This window comes from Mycobacterium sp. NTMscope_MAC_12, from assembly GCF_976985675.1.
On sequence record NZ_CDRJYY010000001.1, the window covers coordinates 3710531 to 3726793 of the forward strand.

Consider the following 16263-nt stretch of genomic DNA (forward strand, 5'->3'; position numbering starts at 1 on the left):
CGCGGGCAGGGCCTTACCCGATCGGTGGCGTGATAATCACCCTCACTGCGCTTTTCGTGCCGCGGCGCAGCGCGCCACCGGCGAACCGACCAGCCGGAATTCCTCGCTCTTGTCGAGCTGGGGATCGACCCCCTCCTGGAAAAGGATGATGATGTCCGAGCCACCGAACTGGAAGTAGCCGAACTCCTCCCCTTTTGCCATGTGTTTGCCGGGCACCGCGGTGAGGACCACCGACGACACGTGGGCCATGCCGACCGGAATGACCGCCACGATGCCGATATCGCCGCAGTCCGACTGCGAGGTGTCGATGGTGACCACGCCGCGGGTCTGGGAGAACTCGTAGCCGCTGCTGGCGCTGTCGCTGGAGGCGAACTCGTGATCTTTTAGGCCGACCCGCATGAAGACTTTCCCGTTGATTCGGAAGGACTCCCTGACCAGTCCCGCGACCGGCAGGTGGTAGCGGTGATAGGCGTGCACCGGCAGCATGTAATGGACGAAGGTGCCGCGCGCGAAGCTCTCGCTGTATTGGCTGCCTTCGATGAGTTGCTTGATATTGCCGTACTTTTCGTTCTTGACGGTGGTGGCCGGGATGCTCGAGTCGGCGTCGATGTCGTAGGCGTGCTGGTATTTGCAGTCGGCCGGTGAGGTCACCACCAGATTGGTGGTCGGCTCGACGATCGGGCGCAGCCCCCCGTTGATCTCCCGCGCGATGAACTGGTTGGCGGTCAGCCATCCGCTGGGCGCGTTCGGCGCACCGTCGACCAGTGACTCATGGATGCGGTACTCCGGCGCATTGTCGATGAACGACTGCAGGGCTTCGGGGCTGAACGACTCCGGCGTGTCCAAAAAACTCCCCCACTGCCGGGCGAACTCGGTCAGCCATTCCCGGAAGTCACCGGACCCCTGCGCGGGCTCGTCACCCTGGTCGACGAGGAAGTAGAAGTGCGCCATGCGATCGCTGACCTCTTGCGCCTGCCGGTTTTCGTTCTTCCAGGCGTCGGCGTCCGACTCCTGCGGCACCCATCGGATGAAGCGCTTCAGGTAGGCCTCGTACTCGCCGACGTCGCGCGGCCACTCGAGCGCCGCATACAGGTCCGGGTTCAGTTCGGACCCGGCCCGCTCGCGCGCGGTCTGCAGCGACCGCTCGAGCCGATCGGCCAGGCCCTGTTCCTTGTCGAGGACGTCGCGAAGCGCCTTGATGACGGTGTCCGGCTCGCTCATATCACTGCTCCTTTGTCGTGGCCATAGGGCTCGACGCGCACCGAGCGCTTCGGAGCCACGTCGGCCGCGTACCCCCGCTCCCGGGCGGCAAACGGGCTGCGACTCGCGGCGGTTCGCGCCCGGTTCGCGGCGCCGAACATTGGGTGTTTGGTTCGGCGCGTCGCGGGTGGGCATCGGCGCTCGGATGGATCTGATGCGTCGGCTTCCCGTATCGCCGCTCGTCGCCAAACAACAAGGCGCGCCGGCAATTTGGTGTTCCGGCCCCGCGGTCGGCTTACGAGCGAACTCGAGGCCGACATCTGCGTCGCCGGACGATTCCCGCTCAGCGGCCGCGGACCCGGCGATCGTGCTTCTTGATCGCGTCGACCAACTCCGACTTGTTCATCGTCGACCGGCCCGGAACGTCGAGCCGGCGGGCCACGTCGAGCAGATGCTTTTTGCTCGCGTTGGCGTCGACGCCCTCGGCCGACTCGCCGGACGGTCGTAGCCCACCACGCTCGGCGCGCTCGTCGGACGGGCCCTTGTGCTCCTTGGGTTCCCAGTGGTCCCCGACCTTTTCGAAACTGTGCTTGACGGCGGCGTAAGCCACTCGGTGGGCCCGCTCCTCGCTGCCGTACTGATCTGCGGCCGCATCGTGGGATTTCGCGAACGTGCGTTGGGCTTTGGCGTTGGAACGCCGCAAAGTGCTGGGCAATTCACTCTTTTTTGGCGCTCCGCCTTTCGTCGTCTTCGGCATCGAACCTCCTCGTGCGCCAAAAGCGGTGCAGGAAACGTGTTACCGCAGTCGGTTACCCCGTTGCGGGCCGGGCAATCGCCGTCCGGGAAATGTGCGCGTCGGGCCGGCGGAAATATGTCAACATGGTTGACATGAATCAGGACGACGCCCCGCTGGGTTATTTGCTCTACCGGGTGGCGACGGTGCTGCGGCCAGAGGTTGCCGCGGTATTGAGTCCGCTGGGCCTGGCCCTGCCCGAATTCGTTTGCCTGCGCATCCTTTCGATGTACCCGGGAATGTCGAGCGCCGAGCTGTCCCGCCACGCGGGCGTCACCCCGCAGGCGATGAACACGGTGCTGCGCAAACTGGAAGACGTCGGCGCGGTGGCGCGGCCCTCGTCCGTGTCGTCCGGGCGCGCGCTACCGGCCAACCTGACCGGCCAGGGCCGCGCCCTGCTCAAGCGCGCCGAGGCGGCGGTCCGCGGCGCCGACGCGCGGATCCTGAGCAAGCTCACCGACACGCAGCAGCGCGAATTCAAAAGGATGCTCGAAAAACTCGGGACCGATTAGCGGGCCCGATCACCCGGCGTCCTGGATGCGCGCCCAGGGCCGCGCCTCCTCGAGCTCGTAGGCCAGTTCGAGCAGCAGCGACTCCTGCCCCATACCGGTCGACAGCATCATGCCCACCGGCATGCCGTGCGCGGACTGGGCCAACGGCAGCGAGATCGCAGGTTCACCGGTGACGTTGTGCAGCGGGGTGAACGACACCCATTCGATCAGCCGGGTGATGACCTGCTGATAATCGGTCGGCGCCAGGACCCCGATGCGGGGTGTCTCGTCGGCAAGGGTCGGCGTGAGCACCGCGTCGTAGGTGCCGAAGAACCGCGCGGTGCGCCGCCGCGCCCCCCGCAGGCGCATGATCGCCGACGGGAGCCGGTGCAGGTGGCGGCTGGTGTGTCGGGCAAGACCCAGCGTCAGGCAATCCAGCTTGGCGCGGTCGAACGTCGCGCCGAACATGTGTCGTCCGCTGCGCACTTGGGCCAGCGCCAAAAAGCCCCAATACAGCACGAAATCGTCGACGAAGCTGGCCGCCACCGGCGGTTGGTCGACGTGTTCGACCCGGTGGCCCAGCTCCTCGAGCAGGCCGGCCGACTTCAGCGTCAGCTCCCGCAGCGCGGGACTGCACTCGCGCTGTATCGAGCGGGTCACCACCGCGATCCGCAACCGCTGCCGGCCGGGGCCGGTGACGTCCCCGACCGGGGCCAGCTTGGGGTTGCGCCAGATCCGCTCGGCCTCCCGGTAGAACGCGGCGGTGTCGCGCACCGAACGCGTCACCACGCCGTTGACGACGACGCCGACCGGCATCCGGCGCAGCGTCGCGTCCAGCGGCAGTCGGCCGCGCGACGGTTTGAGCCCGACCAGCCCGTTGCAGGAAGCCGGGATGCGGATGGAGCCGCCGCCGTCGTTGGCGTGCGCGATGGGCACCACACCGGCGGCGACGAACGCCCCCGACCCGGATGATGATGCGCCGGCACTGTATTCGGTGTCCCACGGGTTGCGGACCGGGCCCAGCCGCGGGTGTTCGGCCGACGCGCTGAAACCGAATTCCGACAACTGTGTCTTGCCCAGCGAGGTCAACCCGGTGGCCAGGTACAGCTGGGTGAACACGCTGTCGGTGAGGGCGTCCCGGCGCGTCCACGCATCGGTGCCGTGCATCGTGGGCTGGCCCGCGACGTCGACGTTGTCCTTGATGAACGTCGGGACGCCGCAGAAGTAGCCGCTCGCAGCGTCCGACACGGCGGCCCGCGCTTGCTGAAATCCCGCGTACGCCAACCCGTTTAGGGCCGGGTCGACGGCTTCGGTGCGGGCGATCGCCGCCTCCACCGCCTCGGCCCGGCCGACCCGCCCGGAGCGGATGGCCTCGGCGAGGCCGACCGCGTCGAGATCGCCGAGCGCGTCGTCGCCGAAGGCGTGCACGTGTCGCATAGCAGTGACGCTAACGCGCCCACGCGACCGCCGGGAGGTTTCCCGGCTTGTTCGGCGGCGGGCAGGCCGTTAGGCCTGACCCACCTCGAAGCGCACGAACCGCGTCACCGTCACACCCGCGTCGTCGAGCAGGGCCTTGACCGTCTTCTTGCTGTCGGACACCGACGGCTGCTCGAGCAGCACGGCGTCCTTGAAGAAGCCGTTCAACCGTCCCTCGACGATCTTGGGCAGGGCCTGCTCCGGCTTGCCCTCCGCCTTGGCGGTTTCCTCGGCGATGCGGCGCTCGCTGGCCACCACGTCCTCGGGCACGTCGTCGCGGGACAGGTAGCGGGCCTTGAGCGCGGCGATCTGCAGGGCGACGGCGTGGGCGGCCTCCTTGTCCGATCCTTGGTACTCGACCAGCACGCCCACCGCCGGCGGCAGGTCCGCGGCCCGCCGGTGCAGGTAGGCCTCGACGGTGCCGTCGAAGTTCGCCACGCGGCGCAACTCCAACTTCTCACCGATCTTGGCCGACAGTTCGGCGATCGCCTGCTCGACGGTCTTGCCACCGATCGCGGCGGCCTTGAGTTCGTCGAGGTCCTTGGCCTTCGACGACACGGCCGCGGCCACGATCTGGTCGGCCAGCGCCTGGAACTCCGCGTTCTTGGCGACGAAGTCGGTCTCGCTGTTCAGCTCGATGAGCGCGCCGCCCTGGGTTGCGACCAGGCCCTCGGCCGTGGCCCGCTCGGCACGCTTGCCGACGTCCTTGGCGCCCTTGATCCGGAGCGCCTCGACCGCCTTGTCGAAGTCGCCGTCGCTTTCGGCAAGCGCGTTCTTGCAGTCGAGCATGCCGGCACCGGTGAGTTCCCGAAGCCGCTTGACGTCGGCAGCGGTGAAGTTCGCCAATGTTCAGCCTTCCTAGGAGGATTCAGTGGTTGGTTCGGAGGTGCCCGCAGCGGCTTCGGTGGGGGCAGCCGATGGAGCGGTCGCAGCGGCCGAGGCCAGCAGTTCCTGCTCCCATTCGGGCAGCGGCTCGGCGGCCTCTGCCTCGGGCTTGCCGTCGCCGCGGCCGACCCCGGCGCGCGCTTGCAGGCCCTCGGCGACCGCGGAGGCGATGACCTTGGTCAGCAACGCGGCCGAACGGATCGCGTCGTCGTTGCCCGGAATCGGGTAGTCGACCTCGTCGGGGTCGCAGTTGGTGTCCAGGATCGCGATGACCGGGATGCCGAGCTTGCGGGCCTCACCGACCGCGATGTGCTCCTTGTTGGTGTCGACGACCCAGATCGCCGACGGCACCTTGGCCATGTCGCGGATACCGCCGAGGCTGCGGTCCAGCTTGTTCTTCTCGCGGGTCAGCATCAAGATTTCCTTCTTGGTGCGGCCCTCGAAGCCACCGGTCTGCTCCATCGCCTCGAGCTCCTTGAGGCGCTGCAGCCGCTTGTGCACGGTGGAGAAGTTGGTCAGCATGCCGCCCAGCCAGCGCTGGTTCACGTACGGCATGCCGACGCGGGTCGCCTCGGCGGCGACGGACTCCTGAGCCTGCTTCTTGGTGCCGACGAACAGCACGCTGCCGCCGTGGGCGACGGTTTCCTTGACGAATTCGTACGCCTGGTCGATGAAGGTCAGCGTCTGCTGCAGGTCGATGATGTAGATGCCGTTGCGGTCGGTGAAGATGAACCGCTTCATCTTGGGATTCCAGCGACGGGTCTGGTGCCCGAAGTGGGTGCCGCTGTCGAGCAGCTGCTTCATGGTTACGACGGCCATGGTTGTGCCTTACGTGTGTCGGTTGTCGCCTGGCATCGGGTGAAGCCGGGCCCTGGCGCCTGCTGCGATGCCGGACCCGGCCGGGAAACCCGGTCGAGACCGCCCGGCATGCGATTGCGTTCTCCTCGTGGAACCGGAGACGCGACGCGGACGCGCGAAGTCAGCCCGCGGACGAGCTGCGACCAGCAGTTTACACCGGTTCGGCGGGTGCTTTTGCCACGCTTCCCCAAGCGGGGGCGTCGTCCACAGAGCCGGCCGGGCCGGGTGGCCGCGCCGGGCGCGCCGCGGTGAACTGCCTGGATGCGGTGGATCGCGCTGGCGTTGAGTGCGGCCCTGGTCAGCGCGGTGCCCGCGGCCGCCGACGACGATCGCCTGGACTGGCCGCTGCGCCCGCCGCCGGCCGTCACCCGTTCCTTCGACGCCCCGGTGCAGGATTGGCATCCCGGCCATCGTGGTGTGGACCTGGCCGGCGCCGCCGGCCAGCCGGTGTACGCCGCGGGCGCGGCCACCGTGGTGTTCGCCGGGTTGCTGGCCGGACGGCCGGTGGTGTCGCTGGCTCATCCCGGGGGTTTGCGCACCAGCTACGAGCCGGTCCGGGCGGCCGTGCGGGCCGGGCAGTCGGTAACGGCCGGGACCGTGATCGGCGCGTTGGTGCCCGGCCATCCGGGGTGCCGGGCCGCGGCGTGTTTGCACTGGGGCGCGATGTGGGGTCCGGCGTCGGGGGCGCGCTATGTCGATCCGCTGGGCCTGCTGAAGTCGACCCCGATCCGACTCAAACCGCTACAGCCGCCGGGCGGCGCTTCAGGCCCGGGGATGGGCCTGATCGTGCACCGCGCGCAACCGGGACACGGCGACGTGCGTGTAGAGCTGCGTGGTCGCCAGGCTGGAATGGCCGAGCAATTCCTGGACCACGCGCAGGTCAGCCCCGCCCTCGAGCAGGTGCGTGGCCGCGCTGTGCCGCAGGCCGTGCGGCCCCATGTCCGGTGCGCCGTCCACCGCGGCGACGGTCTGGTGCACCACCGTGCGGGCCTGGCGGACGTCGATCCGGCGCCCCCGCGCGCCCAGCAGCAGCGCCGGGCCCGACTCGGCGTTCACCAGGGCGGGGCGCCCGTCGGCCAGCCACGCGTCGAGCGCTTCGGCGGCCGGCGCCCCGAACGGCACGCTGCGCTGCTTGTTGCCCTTGCCGAGGACGCGCACCAGCCGATGCCGGGTGTCCACGTCGTCGATGTCCAGGCCGCACAGCTCGCTGACGCGGACCCCGGTGGCATAGAGCATCTCGACGATCAGCCGGTCCCGCAGCGCCATCGGATCACCTTGTTGCGCACCGGATTTGGCGGCGGCCATGGCGTCGCGGGCCTGATCCTGGCGCAGCACCGCGGGCAGGGTGCGATGCGCCTTGGGGACCTGGAGGCGCGCGGCCGGATCCCCGGCCAGCAGGCCGCGCCGGGTGGCCCAGGCGGTGAACGCCTTGACCGCCGAGGTGCGTCGCGCCAGGGTCGTGCGGGCGACGCCGGCGGCGGCCGCGGTGGACAGCCACGCGCGCAGCAGCGGCAGGCTCAATCCGTCCAGGCCGGCGCCGCGCTCGCCCGCGAACGCGAGCAGCGAGCGCAGGTCGCCGAGGTAGGCGCGCCGGGTGTGCGCCGAACGCCCGCACTGCAAATCCAGGTACTCGTCGAACTCGTCGAGGATCTCCCGCACTCCCCCACGCTCGCAGAAACCGGCCGGCCTGCCTCAGCCGACGCGCCGAAGCGTGTCCGGGGTGAGATCTTTGAGCGTCGGATAGCCGTCCACCGCCATGATGAGGTCCGCCTCGGCGAGGATCGAGCGCAGCACGTGCACGATGCCGTCGTCGCCGCCGAGCGCCAGGCCGTAGGCGTACGGCCGGCCGATTCCGACTGCCGTCGCGCCCAGCGCGAGCGCCTTGATGACGTCGGCCCCGCTGCGCACACCGGAGTCGAACAGCACGGGCAGCCCGTCGGCCGCCTCGACGACGCCCGGCAGGCACTCGAGCGCGGGCAGGCCGCCGTTGGCCTGGCGCCCACCGTGCGTGGAGCAGTAGATGCCGTCGACGCCGCCGTCCTTGGCCCGCCGGGCGTCGTCGGGGTGGCAGATGCCCTTGATGATCAGCGGCAGGTCGGTCAGCGACCGCAGCCATTCGAGGTCGTCCCAGGTCAACGGGTTCCCGAACGTTGTGATCCACTGCAGCACGGCGGCTTGCGGGTCCTCCTCGGGCGGGCGCTGCAGGCCGGCGCGGAAGACCGGATCGCTGGTGTAGTTGCTCAGGCAGAGACCCCGCAGCTGGGGGAAGTTGGCGGTGGACAAATCGCGCGGGCGCCACCCGGGAATCCAGGTGTCGAGGGTGACGACGATGGCCGCAAAACCGGCGGCCTCGGCCCGCTGCACGAGGCTGGCGGCCAGGTCGCGATCCTTCGGCGTGTAGAGCTGGAAGAAGCCGGGGGTTGCGCCGAACTGTGCGGCGACGTCTTCCATCGGGTCGGCGGTCAGGGTGGAAACGACCATCGGGACACCGGTGGCCGCGGCCGCGCGGGCGGTGGCCAGGTCGCCGTGGCCGTCTTGGGCGCAGATGCCGATGACGCCGATCGGCGCCATGAACACCGGAGACGGCAAGGTCAGGCCGAACATCTCCACCGACAGGTCGCGGTCGGCGGCGCCGACGAACATGCGCGGGATCAGGCCCCAGCGGTCGAACGCCTCCCGGTTGGCCCGCTGCGTGCGTTCGTCGCCGGCGCCGCCGGCGACGTACGACCACACCGACGGCGACATGGCCCGCTCGGCGCGGGCCTCCAACTCCGCGAAGGCCATCGGCAGCGCGGGCGCCACCCCGCCCAGGCCCTTGAAGTAGATCTCGTTCTGGTAGTCCGCGAATGCCATGGAAAAGAGAATGCCAGTCGAGCCGTCAGGCGGACGAGTTCGCCGACTCCGCCTCGGACTCTGACTGGGCCAGTTCCTTCTTCCACTGGCGGAACGTCTCTTCGGTGCGGCCGCGGCGCCAGTAACCCGAGATGGACGACGCCCATTTCGCGTCCACGCCCCGCTCCTTGCGGATGTAGGGCCGCAGATTGTGCATGACGGCTTGCGCCTCACCGTGGATGAAGACGTGCACCTGCCCGGGCAGCCAGGGGGTGGTGGTGACGGCCTCGATCAGCGGCGCGTGATCGCCGGCGCGATCCTCGGGCACCAGGTCGGCGCGCCCGCCGCGGTACACCCAATGCACCTCGACGCCTTCCGGGGCGGTCAGCGGGATCTCGTCCTCCTGTCCCGCCACCTCGATGAACGCCTTCCCGACCGCGCTGGGCGGCAACGCTTCCAGGGCCGCGGCGATGGCCGGCAGCGCCGATTCGTCGCCGGCCAGCAGGTGCCAGTCGGCGGCCGGGTCGGGCGTGTACGCGCCGCCGGGGCCCATCAGGTAGATCGGCTGGCCGGGTTGGGCCGTGGACGCCCACTGGCCGGCCGTCCCGTGCTCGCCGTGCACGACGATGTCCAGGGCGATTTGGCGGGCCTCGACGTCGACGTGCCGGACGGTGAGGGTGCGCACGGACGGCCGTTTCTCCGGGGGCAGGCCGGCGAAGCTGTCGAGGGTCAGCGGCTCGGGCAAACCGGCCACGTCCACGTCGTCGGCGACGAATGCCAGCTTGACGTAGGAGTCGGTGAACTTGCTGGGCACGAAGGCGTCAAAATTCTTGCCCCGCAGCACCACCCGCACCATGTGCGGGGTGAGTTGCTCGGTACCGACAACCTCGAAGCATTGCAGTGGTCGACCTGCCACGTGTCCTCCTGTCCGATGCCCGACTCGCCTCGACTATACGAGTCGCGGCGTTGACGCAGCGTGGCCTGCGGCGGCCCGGACGATTCGCCAGCGCCCGTCCTGGCGCTGCACCAACCCGGCCAGCTCGAGCATCGCCAGGGGCCCCAGCACCTGCTCGGGCATCAACCCCGACGCGACCGCGATCTCGTCGACCGAGGCGGCGCCGCGGCCCGGCAACGCCTCGTAGACCAGGCACTCGGCGTCGCTCAGGCCGTCCAACGGCGTGACCGGGCGCGGCTCGTCGGAGGCCAACTCGCCGATGTGGCCGATGAGCTCGACGATGTGCTCGGCGCGGGTGACCAGCTCGGCGCCGTCGCGCAGCAGCGCATGGCAACCCGCCGACGCCGACGACGTCACGGGTCCGGGCACCGCGGCCACCACCCGCCCCAGCGCCCGCGCCCAGGCGGCGGTGTTCGCCGCCCCGCTGCGCAGACCCGCTTCGACCACCACCGCCGCCCCGGCGACGGCGGCCACCAGGCGGTTGCGGGTCAGGAACCGGTGACGGGCCGGGCGGACGCCGGGGGCGTATTCGGTGAACAACAGCCCGTGCTGGCCGACGCGGTGCAGCAGCGCGGTGTGACCGCTCGGGTAGGGGACGTCGAGCCCGCCCGCGAGGACCGCCACGGTGATCCCGTCGCAGTCGAGCACGGCGCGGTGGGCGGCGCCGTCGATGCCGTAGGCGCCGCCCGAGACGACGGCGACGTCGCGTTGCGCGAGGTCGCCCGCCAGTTCGCCGGCCATCTGCTCGCCATACGCCGTCGCGGCCCGCGTCCCCACCACGGCGGCCGCCCGGTGCGCGACCTCGTCGAGCCGGGCAGGGCCCTGCGCCCACAACACCATCGGCGCAACCATCGGCGGGCCGCCGCGCCGTCGTGGTTCGGCGCCGCGGAATGCGGCGAACGCCAGCAGCGGCCACTCGTCGTCGTCGGGGGTGATCAACCGCCCGCCCCGCCGGGCGATCGTCTCGAGATCGGTTGCCGACGTGTCGATGTCACGCCTGGCCTCGGTGTGGCGGGCCACATCGTCGTCGACCGCTCCGCGCCGGACCCGCTCGGCCGCCTCGACGGGGCCGACACGGCGCGCCAGGGCGGCGAGCGCGGCGCAGGGCGGTTCGGCCACCCGGGACAGATAGGCCCACGCCCGCTGCGCGGCACTGTCGACCGCGGTCATCGCCGGGTTCCCGGCGCCAAGGATTCGCCAAGAATCCGACCAGCCGCGCGCACGAATGTGATGTCGTCCGCCACCGGGCGCCGCACACTCACCCGCACCGAACGGAGCGCACCATGATCCTGCCGATGGCGCACACGGCATCCGAGCGCCCCATAAACCCCTGGGCGGTCGCGGCGTTCGTGCTGAGCCTGGTCAGCTGGATCGGCTTTCCCACCCCCGTCATCAGCATCGGTCTCGCCTGCATCGCGTTGCGGGAGATGGAACAGCGGGGCGAAAGCGGGCGCGCCATGGCGCAATTCGCCCGCGCGTTCGCGATCCTGGTGAGCGTCGCGATCGCGTTGCGCGGCGGGCACACGGATTGGCTGACGATGGTGCGCCGGTGACCGGGGCGGCCGGGCGGTCGCGGCGCTCACCGCTGCGCCCCCGCCTGCCGGAAGCTCAGTGCGGTGGCGACCTCGTCGAGCCCGGGCGAGGTGTGGCCGGCCAGGTCGGCCAAGCTCCACGCGACCCGCAACGTGCGATCGAGGCCGCGGATGCTGAGCAGTCCACGGTCCAGCGCTCGTTGCAGCGGCTCCATCGCCGCGCTGCTGGGACGGAATTTTCGGCGCAGCAGGGTCCCGCTGACTTCGGCATTGGTGCGAAAGCCGTGCGGCAGCCAGCGCTGCGCGGCGGCCGCACGCGCGGCCGCCACCCGCTCACGCACCTGTGCGGTGGATTCGCCGTCGCGAGCCGAGAACGCCGTTGCCCGCACGGGATCCATCTGCACCCGCAGGTCCACGCGGTCCAGCAGCGGCCCGGACAACTTGCCCAGGTAGCGGCGTTTGGTCGCCGCCGGGCACATGCAGTCCTGCGGATTCGGCGGCGCGCACGGGCACAGGTTGGCGGCGAGCACCAGCTGGAACCGGGCCGGATAACACGCCACGCCGTCGCGGCGGGCAAGACGAATCTCGCCGTCCTCCAACGGTGTTCGCAAGGCCTCCAGGGCGCTGACCCGGATCTCGGCACACTCGTCGAGGAACAGCACCCCGCGATGGGCCCGGCTGACAGCGCCCGGGCGCGCCATCCCGGAGCCCCCGCCGACCAGCGCCGCGACACTGGAACTGTGATGGGGCGCCACGAACGGCGCCCGGGTGATCAACGGCGTGTCCCCCGACAGCAACCCGGCCACCGAGTGGATCGCGGTGACCTCCAGCGACTCGCTCTCCGAAAGCGGCGGCAGTAGGCCCGGAAGACGTTGGGCGAGCATCGTTTTGCCCACTCCCGGCGGGCCGGTGAGCATGAGGTGGTGCGCCCCGGCGGCGGCCACCTCCACCGCGAACCGCGCCTGCGTCTGCCCGACCACGTCGACCAGGTCGACCACCGGCTCCTCGGGTGTGCGGTCCGGATCGATCCTGTGGTCCAGGGCGCCGCTGCCGCCGAGCCACTTCTTCAGCTGCCCCAGGGTCCGCACGCCCCACACGTCGATGCCGTCCACCAGGCTGGCCTCGGCCAGGTTGTCCGCCGGGACCACCGCGGCCGGCCACCCGTCGCGTTTGGCGGCGAGCACGGCGGGCAGCACCCCGCGCACCGGCCGCACCCTTCCGTCCAGCGACAGCTCGCCCAGCAACACGGTTTTCTCCAGCCGGTCCCATGGGTTCCTTCGCTGCGCCGTGAGCACCGCCGCGGCCAGGGCGATGTCGTACACGCTGCCCATTTTCGGGAGCGTCGCCGGCGACAACGCCAGCGTGAGCCGCGCCTGCGGCCAGTCGTTGCCGCAGTTGGTGACCGCGGCCCGGACGCGGTCACGCGACTCCTGCAGCGCGGCGTCGGGCAGACCCACCAGGTGCACGCCCGGCAGTCCGGACGTGATGTCGGCTTCGATCTCGACGATCTCGCCGTCCACACCGCGCACCGCGACGGAGAACGCGCGCCCCAGCGCCATCAGCCGACGCCTTGCAGGTGGGTGATCTCCGGGGTACGCCGGCGTCCGACCCGCACGCCGATCACGTCGATGCGGATCGCCGCCCACCGCCGGTCCTGGCCGGCCAGCCACAGCCCGGCCAGCCTGCGCAGCCGCCGGACCTTGCGCGGGGTGACCGCATGCGCCAGTCCCCCGTAACCATCGCCGGTGCGGGTCTTGACCTCGACGAACACCACCGTGCCGGCGCGGTCGCAGGCGATGATGTCGAGTTCGCCGTAGCGGCAGCGCCAGTTGCGGTGCAGGATCCGCAATCCCGTGCGCGTCAGGTGATCCACGGCGAGCGCCTCGCCCATCGCCCCCAGTTGGATCCGGGTCATCGTCGTTTCGGTTGTCATGCGGGCCACGGTGCCCGCCGGGGCCGACGGGTCGGGCCGCCGTCGCGGGCTGCGGCCGCCCGCGCCCGCGGGTTATCCCCAGTGCGGCGTCCATCCACAGGCGGCGGAGAACCCTAGGTGATCCGGTCGGCCCTGGTGTAGATGTTCATCGAGTCCTCCCGCAAGAACGCCACCAGCGTCAGGCCGGCCTCCTCGGCCAGCGAAACCGCCAGCGACGACGGCGCGGACACGGCCGCCAGCACCGGAATCCCGGCCATCACGGCCTTCTGGGTCAGCTCGAACGAGGCCCGCCCGCTGACCAGCAACACCGAGGCTTCCAGCGGCACCCGCCGGTGCTCGAGCGCCCAGCCGATCACCTTGTCGACGGCGTTGTGCCTGCCGACGTCCTCACGCACCACCAGCATCGTGCCGTCGACCCCGAACAGCGCCGCCGCGTGCAGGCCCCCGGTGCTGTCGAAAACCTTTTGCGCGGAACGTAGTTGGTGGGGCATCGCCTTCAGTGTGGCCGCCGCGAGGGTGGCGGGATCGGCACCCGGGGTGAACCGGCTGCTCAGCCGCACCGCGTCCAGCGACGCCTTGCCGCAGACCCCGCACGACGAGGTGGTGTAGAAGTTGCGGGTGACATCGAGGTCGGGTTTGGCCACGCCGGCGGTCAGCGTCACGTCCAGCACGTTGTACGTGTTGGCGCCGCCGTCGTCGCGGCCCGCGCAGTAACGGATGCTGTGCACATCGTCGCGGCCGCCGATGACCCCTTCGGTGAGCAGAAAGCCTTGGGCGAGTTCGAAATCCGATCCCGGCGTGCGCATCGTCACGGTGACCGCCGCCCCGTCGACCCGGATCTCCAACGGCTCCTCGACGACCAGGGTTTCCGGTCGGGTGATCGCCTCCTCGGCGGTCAGATGCGTGACCCGCCGGCGCGACGTTACGTGCCCCACTACGCGGCTTCACCGCCGGCTGCGGGCTCCACGCGGATGACGACGGCCTTCGACACCGGGGTGTTCGATTTCGCCGCCGTGTGATCCAGCGGGACAAGCGAGTTGGTCTCGGGATAGTAGGACGCGGCGTTGCCGACCGGAGTCGAATACGCAACCACCAGAAAGTCTTTCGCGCGCCGTTCCTGAAGCCGGCCGTCGGCGTCCGTCCACTCCGACACCAGGTCGACGCGCCCGCCCGCGGTCAGGCCCAGCGCGTCGATGTCGGCGGGGTTGATGAACACCACGCGGCGCCCGCCCTTCACCCCGCGATAACGGTCGTCGAGCCCGTAGATCGTGGTGTTGTACTGGTCGTGGCTGCGCATGGTCTGCAGCACCAGCCGGCCCGGGGGCACCGGCACCCACTGCAGCGGGTTGACGGCGAAGTTGGCCCGCCCCGTGCTGGTGTGGAATTCGCGCGTGTCACGCGGCGGGTGCGGAAGCTGGAATCCGTCGGGCTGGCGCACCTTGCGGTTGTAATCGGCGCACCCGGGGACCACCGCGGCGATCGCGTCGCGGATGGTGTCGTAGTCCGCGGCGAAGCTCTCCCACGGAACCGGGTGCGCCGCACCGAGAAGCGTGCGGGCCAGCTGGCAGACGATTTCCACCTCGCTGCGCACCTGGTCGCTGGGCGGGTGCAAGCTGCCGCGGGACAGGTGCACCATCGACATCGAATCCTCCACCGAGACAACCTGTTTCCGTCCCCCGCGAATGTCACGGTCGGTGCGGCCGAGGGTGGGCAGGATCAGCGCGGTATTCCCGTGCACGAGATGGCTGCGGTTGAGTTTGGTCGAGATCTGCACGGTGAGCGCGCAATTGCGCAGGGCGGCCTCGGTGACGACGGTGTCGGGGGTGGCCGACGCGAAGTTGCCGCCCATGCCCATGAACACCTTCGCCCGCCCGTCGCGCATGGCCCGGATCGCGGCCACGGTGTCATACCCGTGCTTGCGGGGACTGGCGATACCGAACCGGCCGTCCAGGGCGGCGAGAAACTCCTCGGGCATCTGCTCCCAGATGCCCATCGTGCGGTCGCCCTGCACGTTCGAATGTCCGCGCACCGGGCACACCCCGGCGCCCGGCTTGCCGATCATGCCCCGCAGCAGCAGCAGGTTGGTGATCTCGCCGATGGTGGCGACCGCGTGGGCGTGCTGCGTCAGGCCCATCGCCCAGCACACCACCGTCCGCCGCGACGCCCTCAGCATGTCGGCGACACGGTCGAGCTGCGGCCGTTCGATGCCGGTGGCGGCGAACACGTCGTCGAGGTCGATGTCGAGCGTCCGGCGCCGGTATTCGTCGAACCCGGCGCAATGCGCCTCGACGAACGCGGTGTCGACGACGGTGCCGGGGGCGCGCTCTTCGGCCTCCAGCAGCAGTCTGCCCAGCCCGGCGAACAGCGCCATGTCACCGCCCAGGCGGATCTGCACGAATTCGTCCGCGATCGGGATGCCGTGGCCGACGACGCCGTGCACCTTCTGCGGGTCCTTGAACCGGATCAGCCCGGCCTCGGGCAGCGGGTTCACCGCAATGATGTTGGCGCCGTTGGCCTTTGCGTTCTCCAACACCGAGAGCATCCGGGGGTGGTTGGTGCCCGGGTTTTGTCCGGCGATCACGATCAGGTCGGCGAGCTCGACGTCCTCGACGGTGACCGAACCCTTTCCGATGCCGATCGACTCGGTGAGCGCCGAACCCGACGACTCGTGGCACATGTTGGAGCAGTCCGGCAGGTTGTTGGTGCCGAAAGACCGGACCAGCAGCTGGTAGCAGAACGCGGCCTCGTTGCTGGTGCGGCCCGACGTGTAGAACACCGCCTCATCGGGGCTGTCCAGGGCGCCCAGCTGCTCGGCGATCATCCGATAGGCGGCGTCCCAGCCGATCGGGCGGTAGTGGTCGTCACCGGGACGCAACACCATAGGGTGGGTCAGCCTGCCCTGCTGGGACAGCCAGTACTCGGGCTTCGCCGACAGCTCGGCGACCGAATGCCGGGCGAAGAATTCCGGTGTGACGGTGCGTTTCGTGGCCTCTTCGGCGACGGCCTTCGCGCCGTTCTCGCAGAATTCGGCCAACTTGCGACCGCCGTGCTCCTCGGGCCACGCGCACCCGGGACAGTCGAAGCCGTTGCGCTGATTGAGCCGGGCCAGCGCCGCCGCGGTGCGCAACGCGCCCATCTGCTCGAACCCACGCTGCAGCGAGACCATCACCGCCCGAACGCCCGCCGCCTCGCGCTTGCGGGGGGTGACCGTGACCGCGTGTTCGTCGTAGTCGGCGGCGGCGGGGCCGGACACGGCCGAACGGTGGGACCTCACAGCATCAAATTACCGCTTCGCGGGCGGGCCGCGC

At 70.3% G+C, this 16263-nt stretch carries 15 protein-coding genes and 1 pseudogene; 3 read left to right on the forward strand and 13 right to left on the reverse strand.

The window, feature by feature from the left end; all coding sequences use genetic code 11:
- Positions 1-42: 42 nt before the first annotated feature.
- Positions 43-1221, reverse strand: a complete 1179-nt coding sequence (locus AC0KS4_RS16980) for a phosphatidylserine decarboxylase (protein ID WP_225328563.1) — start codon at positions 1219-1221, stop codon at positions 43-45.
- 322 nt (positions 1222-1543) lie between these two features.
- Complete coding sequence (locus AC0KS4_RS16985; RefSeq protein ID WP_238956471.1) at positions 1544-1957, reverse strand: ChaB family protein; 414 nt, start codon at positions 1955-1957, stop codon at positions 1544-1546.
- Between the two features lie 131 nt (positions 1958-2088).
- On the opposite strand from AC0KS4_RS16985, the gene AC0KS4_RS16990 reads away from it, so the two are divergent.
- Positions 2089-2505 carry a MarR family winged helix-turn-helix transcriptional regulator gene (locus AC0KS4_RS16990; protein ID WP_225328565.1) on the forward strand — a complete coding sequence of 139 codons (417 nt, stop codon included), beginning with the start codon at positions 2089-2091 and terminating at the stop codon, positions 2503-2505.
- Positions 2506-2514: 9 nt separating this feature from the next.
- Here the strand turns inward: AC0KS4_RS16990 and AC0KS4_RS16995 are convergent, their stop codons facing one another.
- The 3 genes from AC0KS4_RS16995 to rpsB form a co-directional block, all read right to left on the reverse strand.
- Complete coding sequence (locus tag AC0KS4_RS16995) at positions 2515-3921, reverse strand: amidase (RefSeq protein ID WP_238956472.1); 1407 nt, start codon at positions 3919-3921, stop codon at positions 2515-2517.
- A gap of 69 nt (positions 3922-3990) precedes the next feature.
- Entirely contained in the window at positions 3991-4806 is an 816-nt protein-coding gene (gene tsf / locus AC0KS4_RS17000) for a translation elongation factor Ts (protein WP_238956473.1), read from the reverse strand.
- A gap of 12 nt (positions 4807-4818) precedes the next feature.
- On the reverse strand, positions 4819-5664 hold the full coding sequence (gene rpsB / locus AC0KS4_RS17005; protein ID WP_225328568.1) for a 30S ribosomal protein S2: 846 nt from the start codon (positions 5662-5664) through the stop codon (positions 4819-4821).
- 339 nt (positions 5665-6003) lie between these two features.
- On the opposite strand from rpsB, the pseudogene AC0KS4_RS17010 reads away from it, so the two are divergent.
- Positions 6004-6459: pseudogene (locus AC0KS4_RS17010) on the forward strand (M23 family metallopeptidase); the annotation flags it as partial.
- Positions 6460-6465: 6 nt separating this feature from the next.
- Here the strand turns inward: AC0KS4_RS17010 and AC0KS4_RS17015 are convergent.
- From AC0KS4_RS17015 to dprA, 4 genes are read right to left on the reverse strand one after another with little or no spacing between them, the layout of a single operon-like run.
- Complete coding sequence (locus tag AC0KS4_RS17015; RefSeq protein WP_238956474.1) at positions 6466-7362, reverse strand: tyrosine recombinase XerC; 897 nt, start codon at positions 7360-7362, stop codon at positions 6466-6468.
- A 33-nt stretch (positions 7363-7395) separates the two neighbouring features.
- Positions 7396-8556, reverse strand: a complete 1161-nt coding sequence (locus AC0KS4_RS17020) for a lactate 2-monooxygenase (protein WP_225328570.1) — start codon at positions 8554-8556, stop codon at positions 7396-7398.
- Between the two features lie 25 nt (positions 8557-8581).
- Entirely contained in the window at positions 8582-9451 is an 870-nt protein-coding gene (locus AC0KS4_RS17025) for a siderophore-interacting protein (protein ID WP_238956475.1), read from the reverse strand.
- Positions 9452-9484: 33 nt separating this feature from the next.
- Positions 9485-10660: a DNA-processing protein DprA gene (gene dprA / locus AC0KS4_RS17030; protein ID WP_238956476.1), complete on the reverse strand. Its 1176-nt coding sequence runs from the start codon at positions 10658-10660 to the stop codon at positions 9485-9487.
- A 113-nt stretch (positions 10661-10773) separates the two neighbouring features.
- Here dprA and AC0KS4_RS17035 point away from each other — a divergent pair, with 113 nt between their 5' ends.
- A complete protein-coding gene (locus tag AC0KS4_RS17035) occupies positions 10774-11043 on the forward strand; it encodes a DUF4190 domain-containing protein (RefSeq protein ID WP_238956477.1) in 270 nt (89 codons plus the stop codon).
- A 26-nt stretch (positions 11044-11069) separates the two neighbouring features.
- On the opposite strand, the gene AC0KS4_RS17040 is transcribed toward AC0KS4_RS17035, so the two are convergent.
- The 4 genes from AC0KS4_RS17040 to AC0KS4_RS17055 all read right to left on the reverse strand — a co-directional run bounded on the left by AC0KS4_RS17040 (position 11070) and on the right by AC0KS4_RS17055 (position 16229).
- Positions 11070-12581 carry a YifB family Mg chelatase-like AAA ATPase gene (locus tag AC0KS4_RS17040; RefSeq protein WP_238956478.1) on the reverse strand — a complete coding sequence of 504 codons (1512 nt, stop codon included), beginning with the start codon at positions 12579-12581 and terminating at the stop codon, positions 11070-11072.
- Positions 12581-12955 (reverse strand): YraN family protein, encoded by a 375-nt coding sequence (locus AC0KS4_RS17045; protein ID WP_238956479.1) that lies wholly within the window; start codon positions 12953-12955, stop codon positions 12581-12583. Before AC0KS4_RS17045 ends, AC0KS4_RS17040 begins: the two co-directional genes overlap by 1 nt.
- A 113-nt stretch (positions 12956-13068) precedes the next feature.
- Positions 13069-13890 (reverse strand): formate dehydrogenase accessory sulfurtransferase FdhD, encoded by an 822-nt coding sequence (fdhD, locus tag AC0KS4_RS17050; protein ID WP_225328576.1) that lies wholly within the window; start codon positions 13888-13890, stop codon positions 13069-13071.
- The gene (locus tag AC0KS4_RS17055) at positions 13890-16229 is read right to left on the reverse strand and encodes an FdhF/YdeP family oxidoreductase (RefSeq protein WP_238956480.1); all 2340 of its coding nucleotides are present in this window, start codon (positions 16227-16229) and stop codon (positions 13890-13892) included. The genes fdhD and AC0KS4_RS17055 overlap by 1 nt, the downstream gene beginning before the upstream one ends.
- Positions 16230-16263 lie beyond the last annotated feature (34 nt).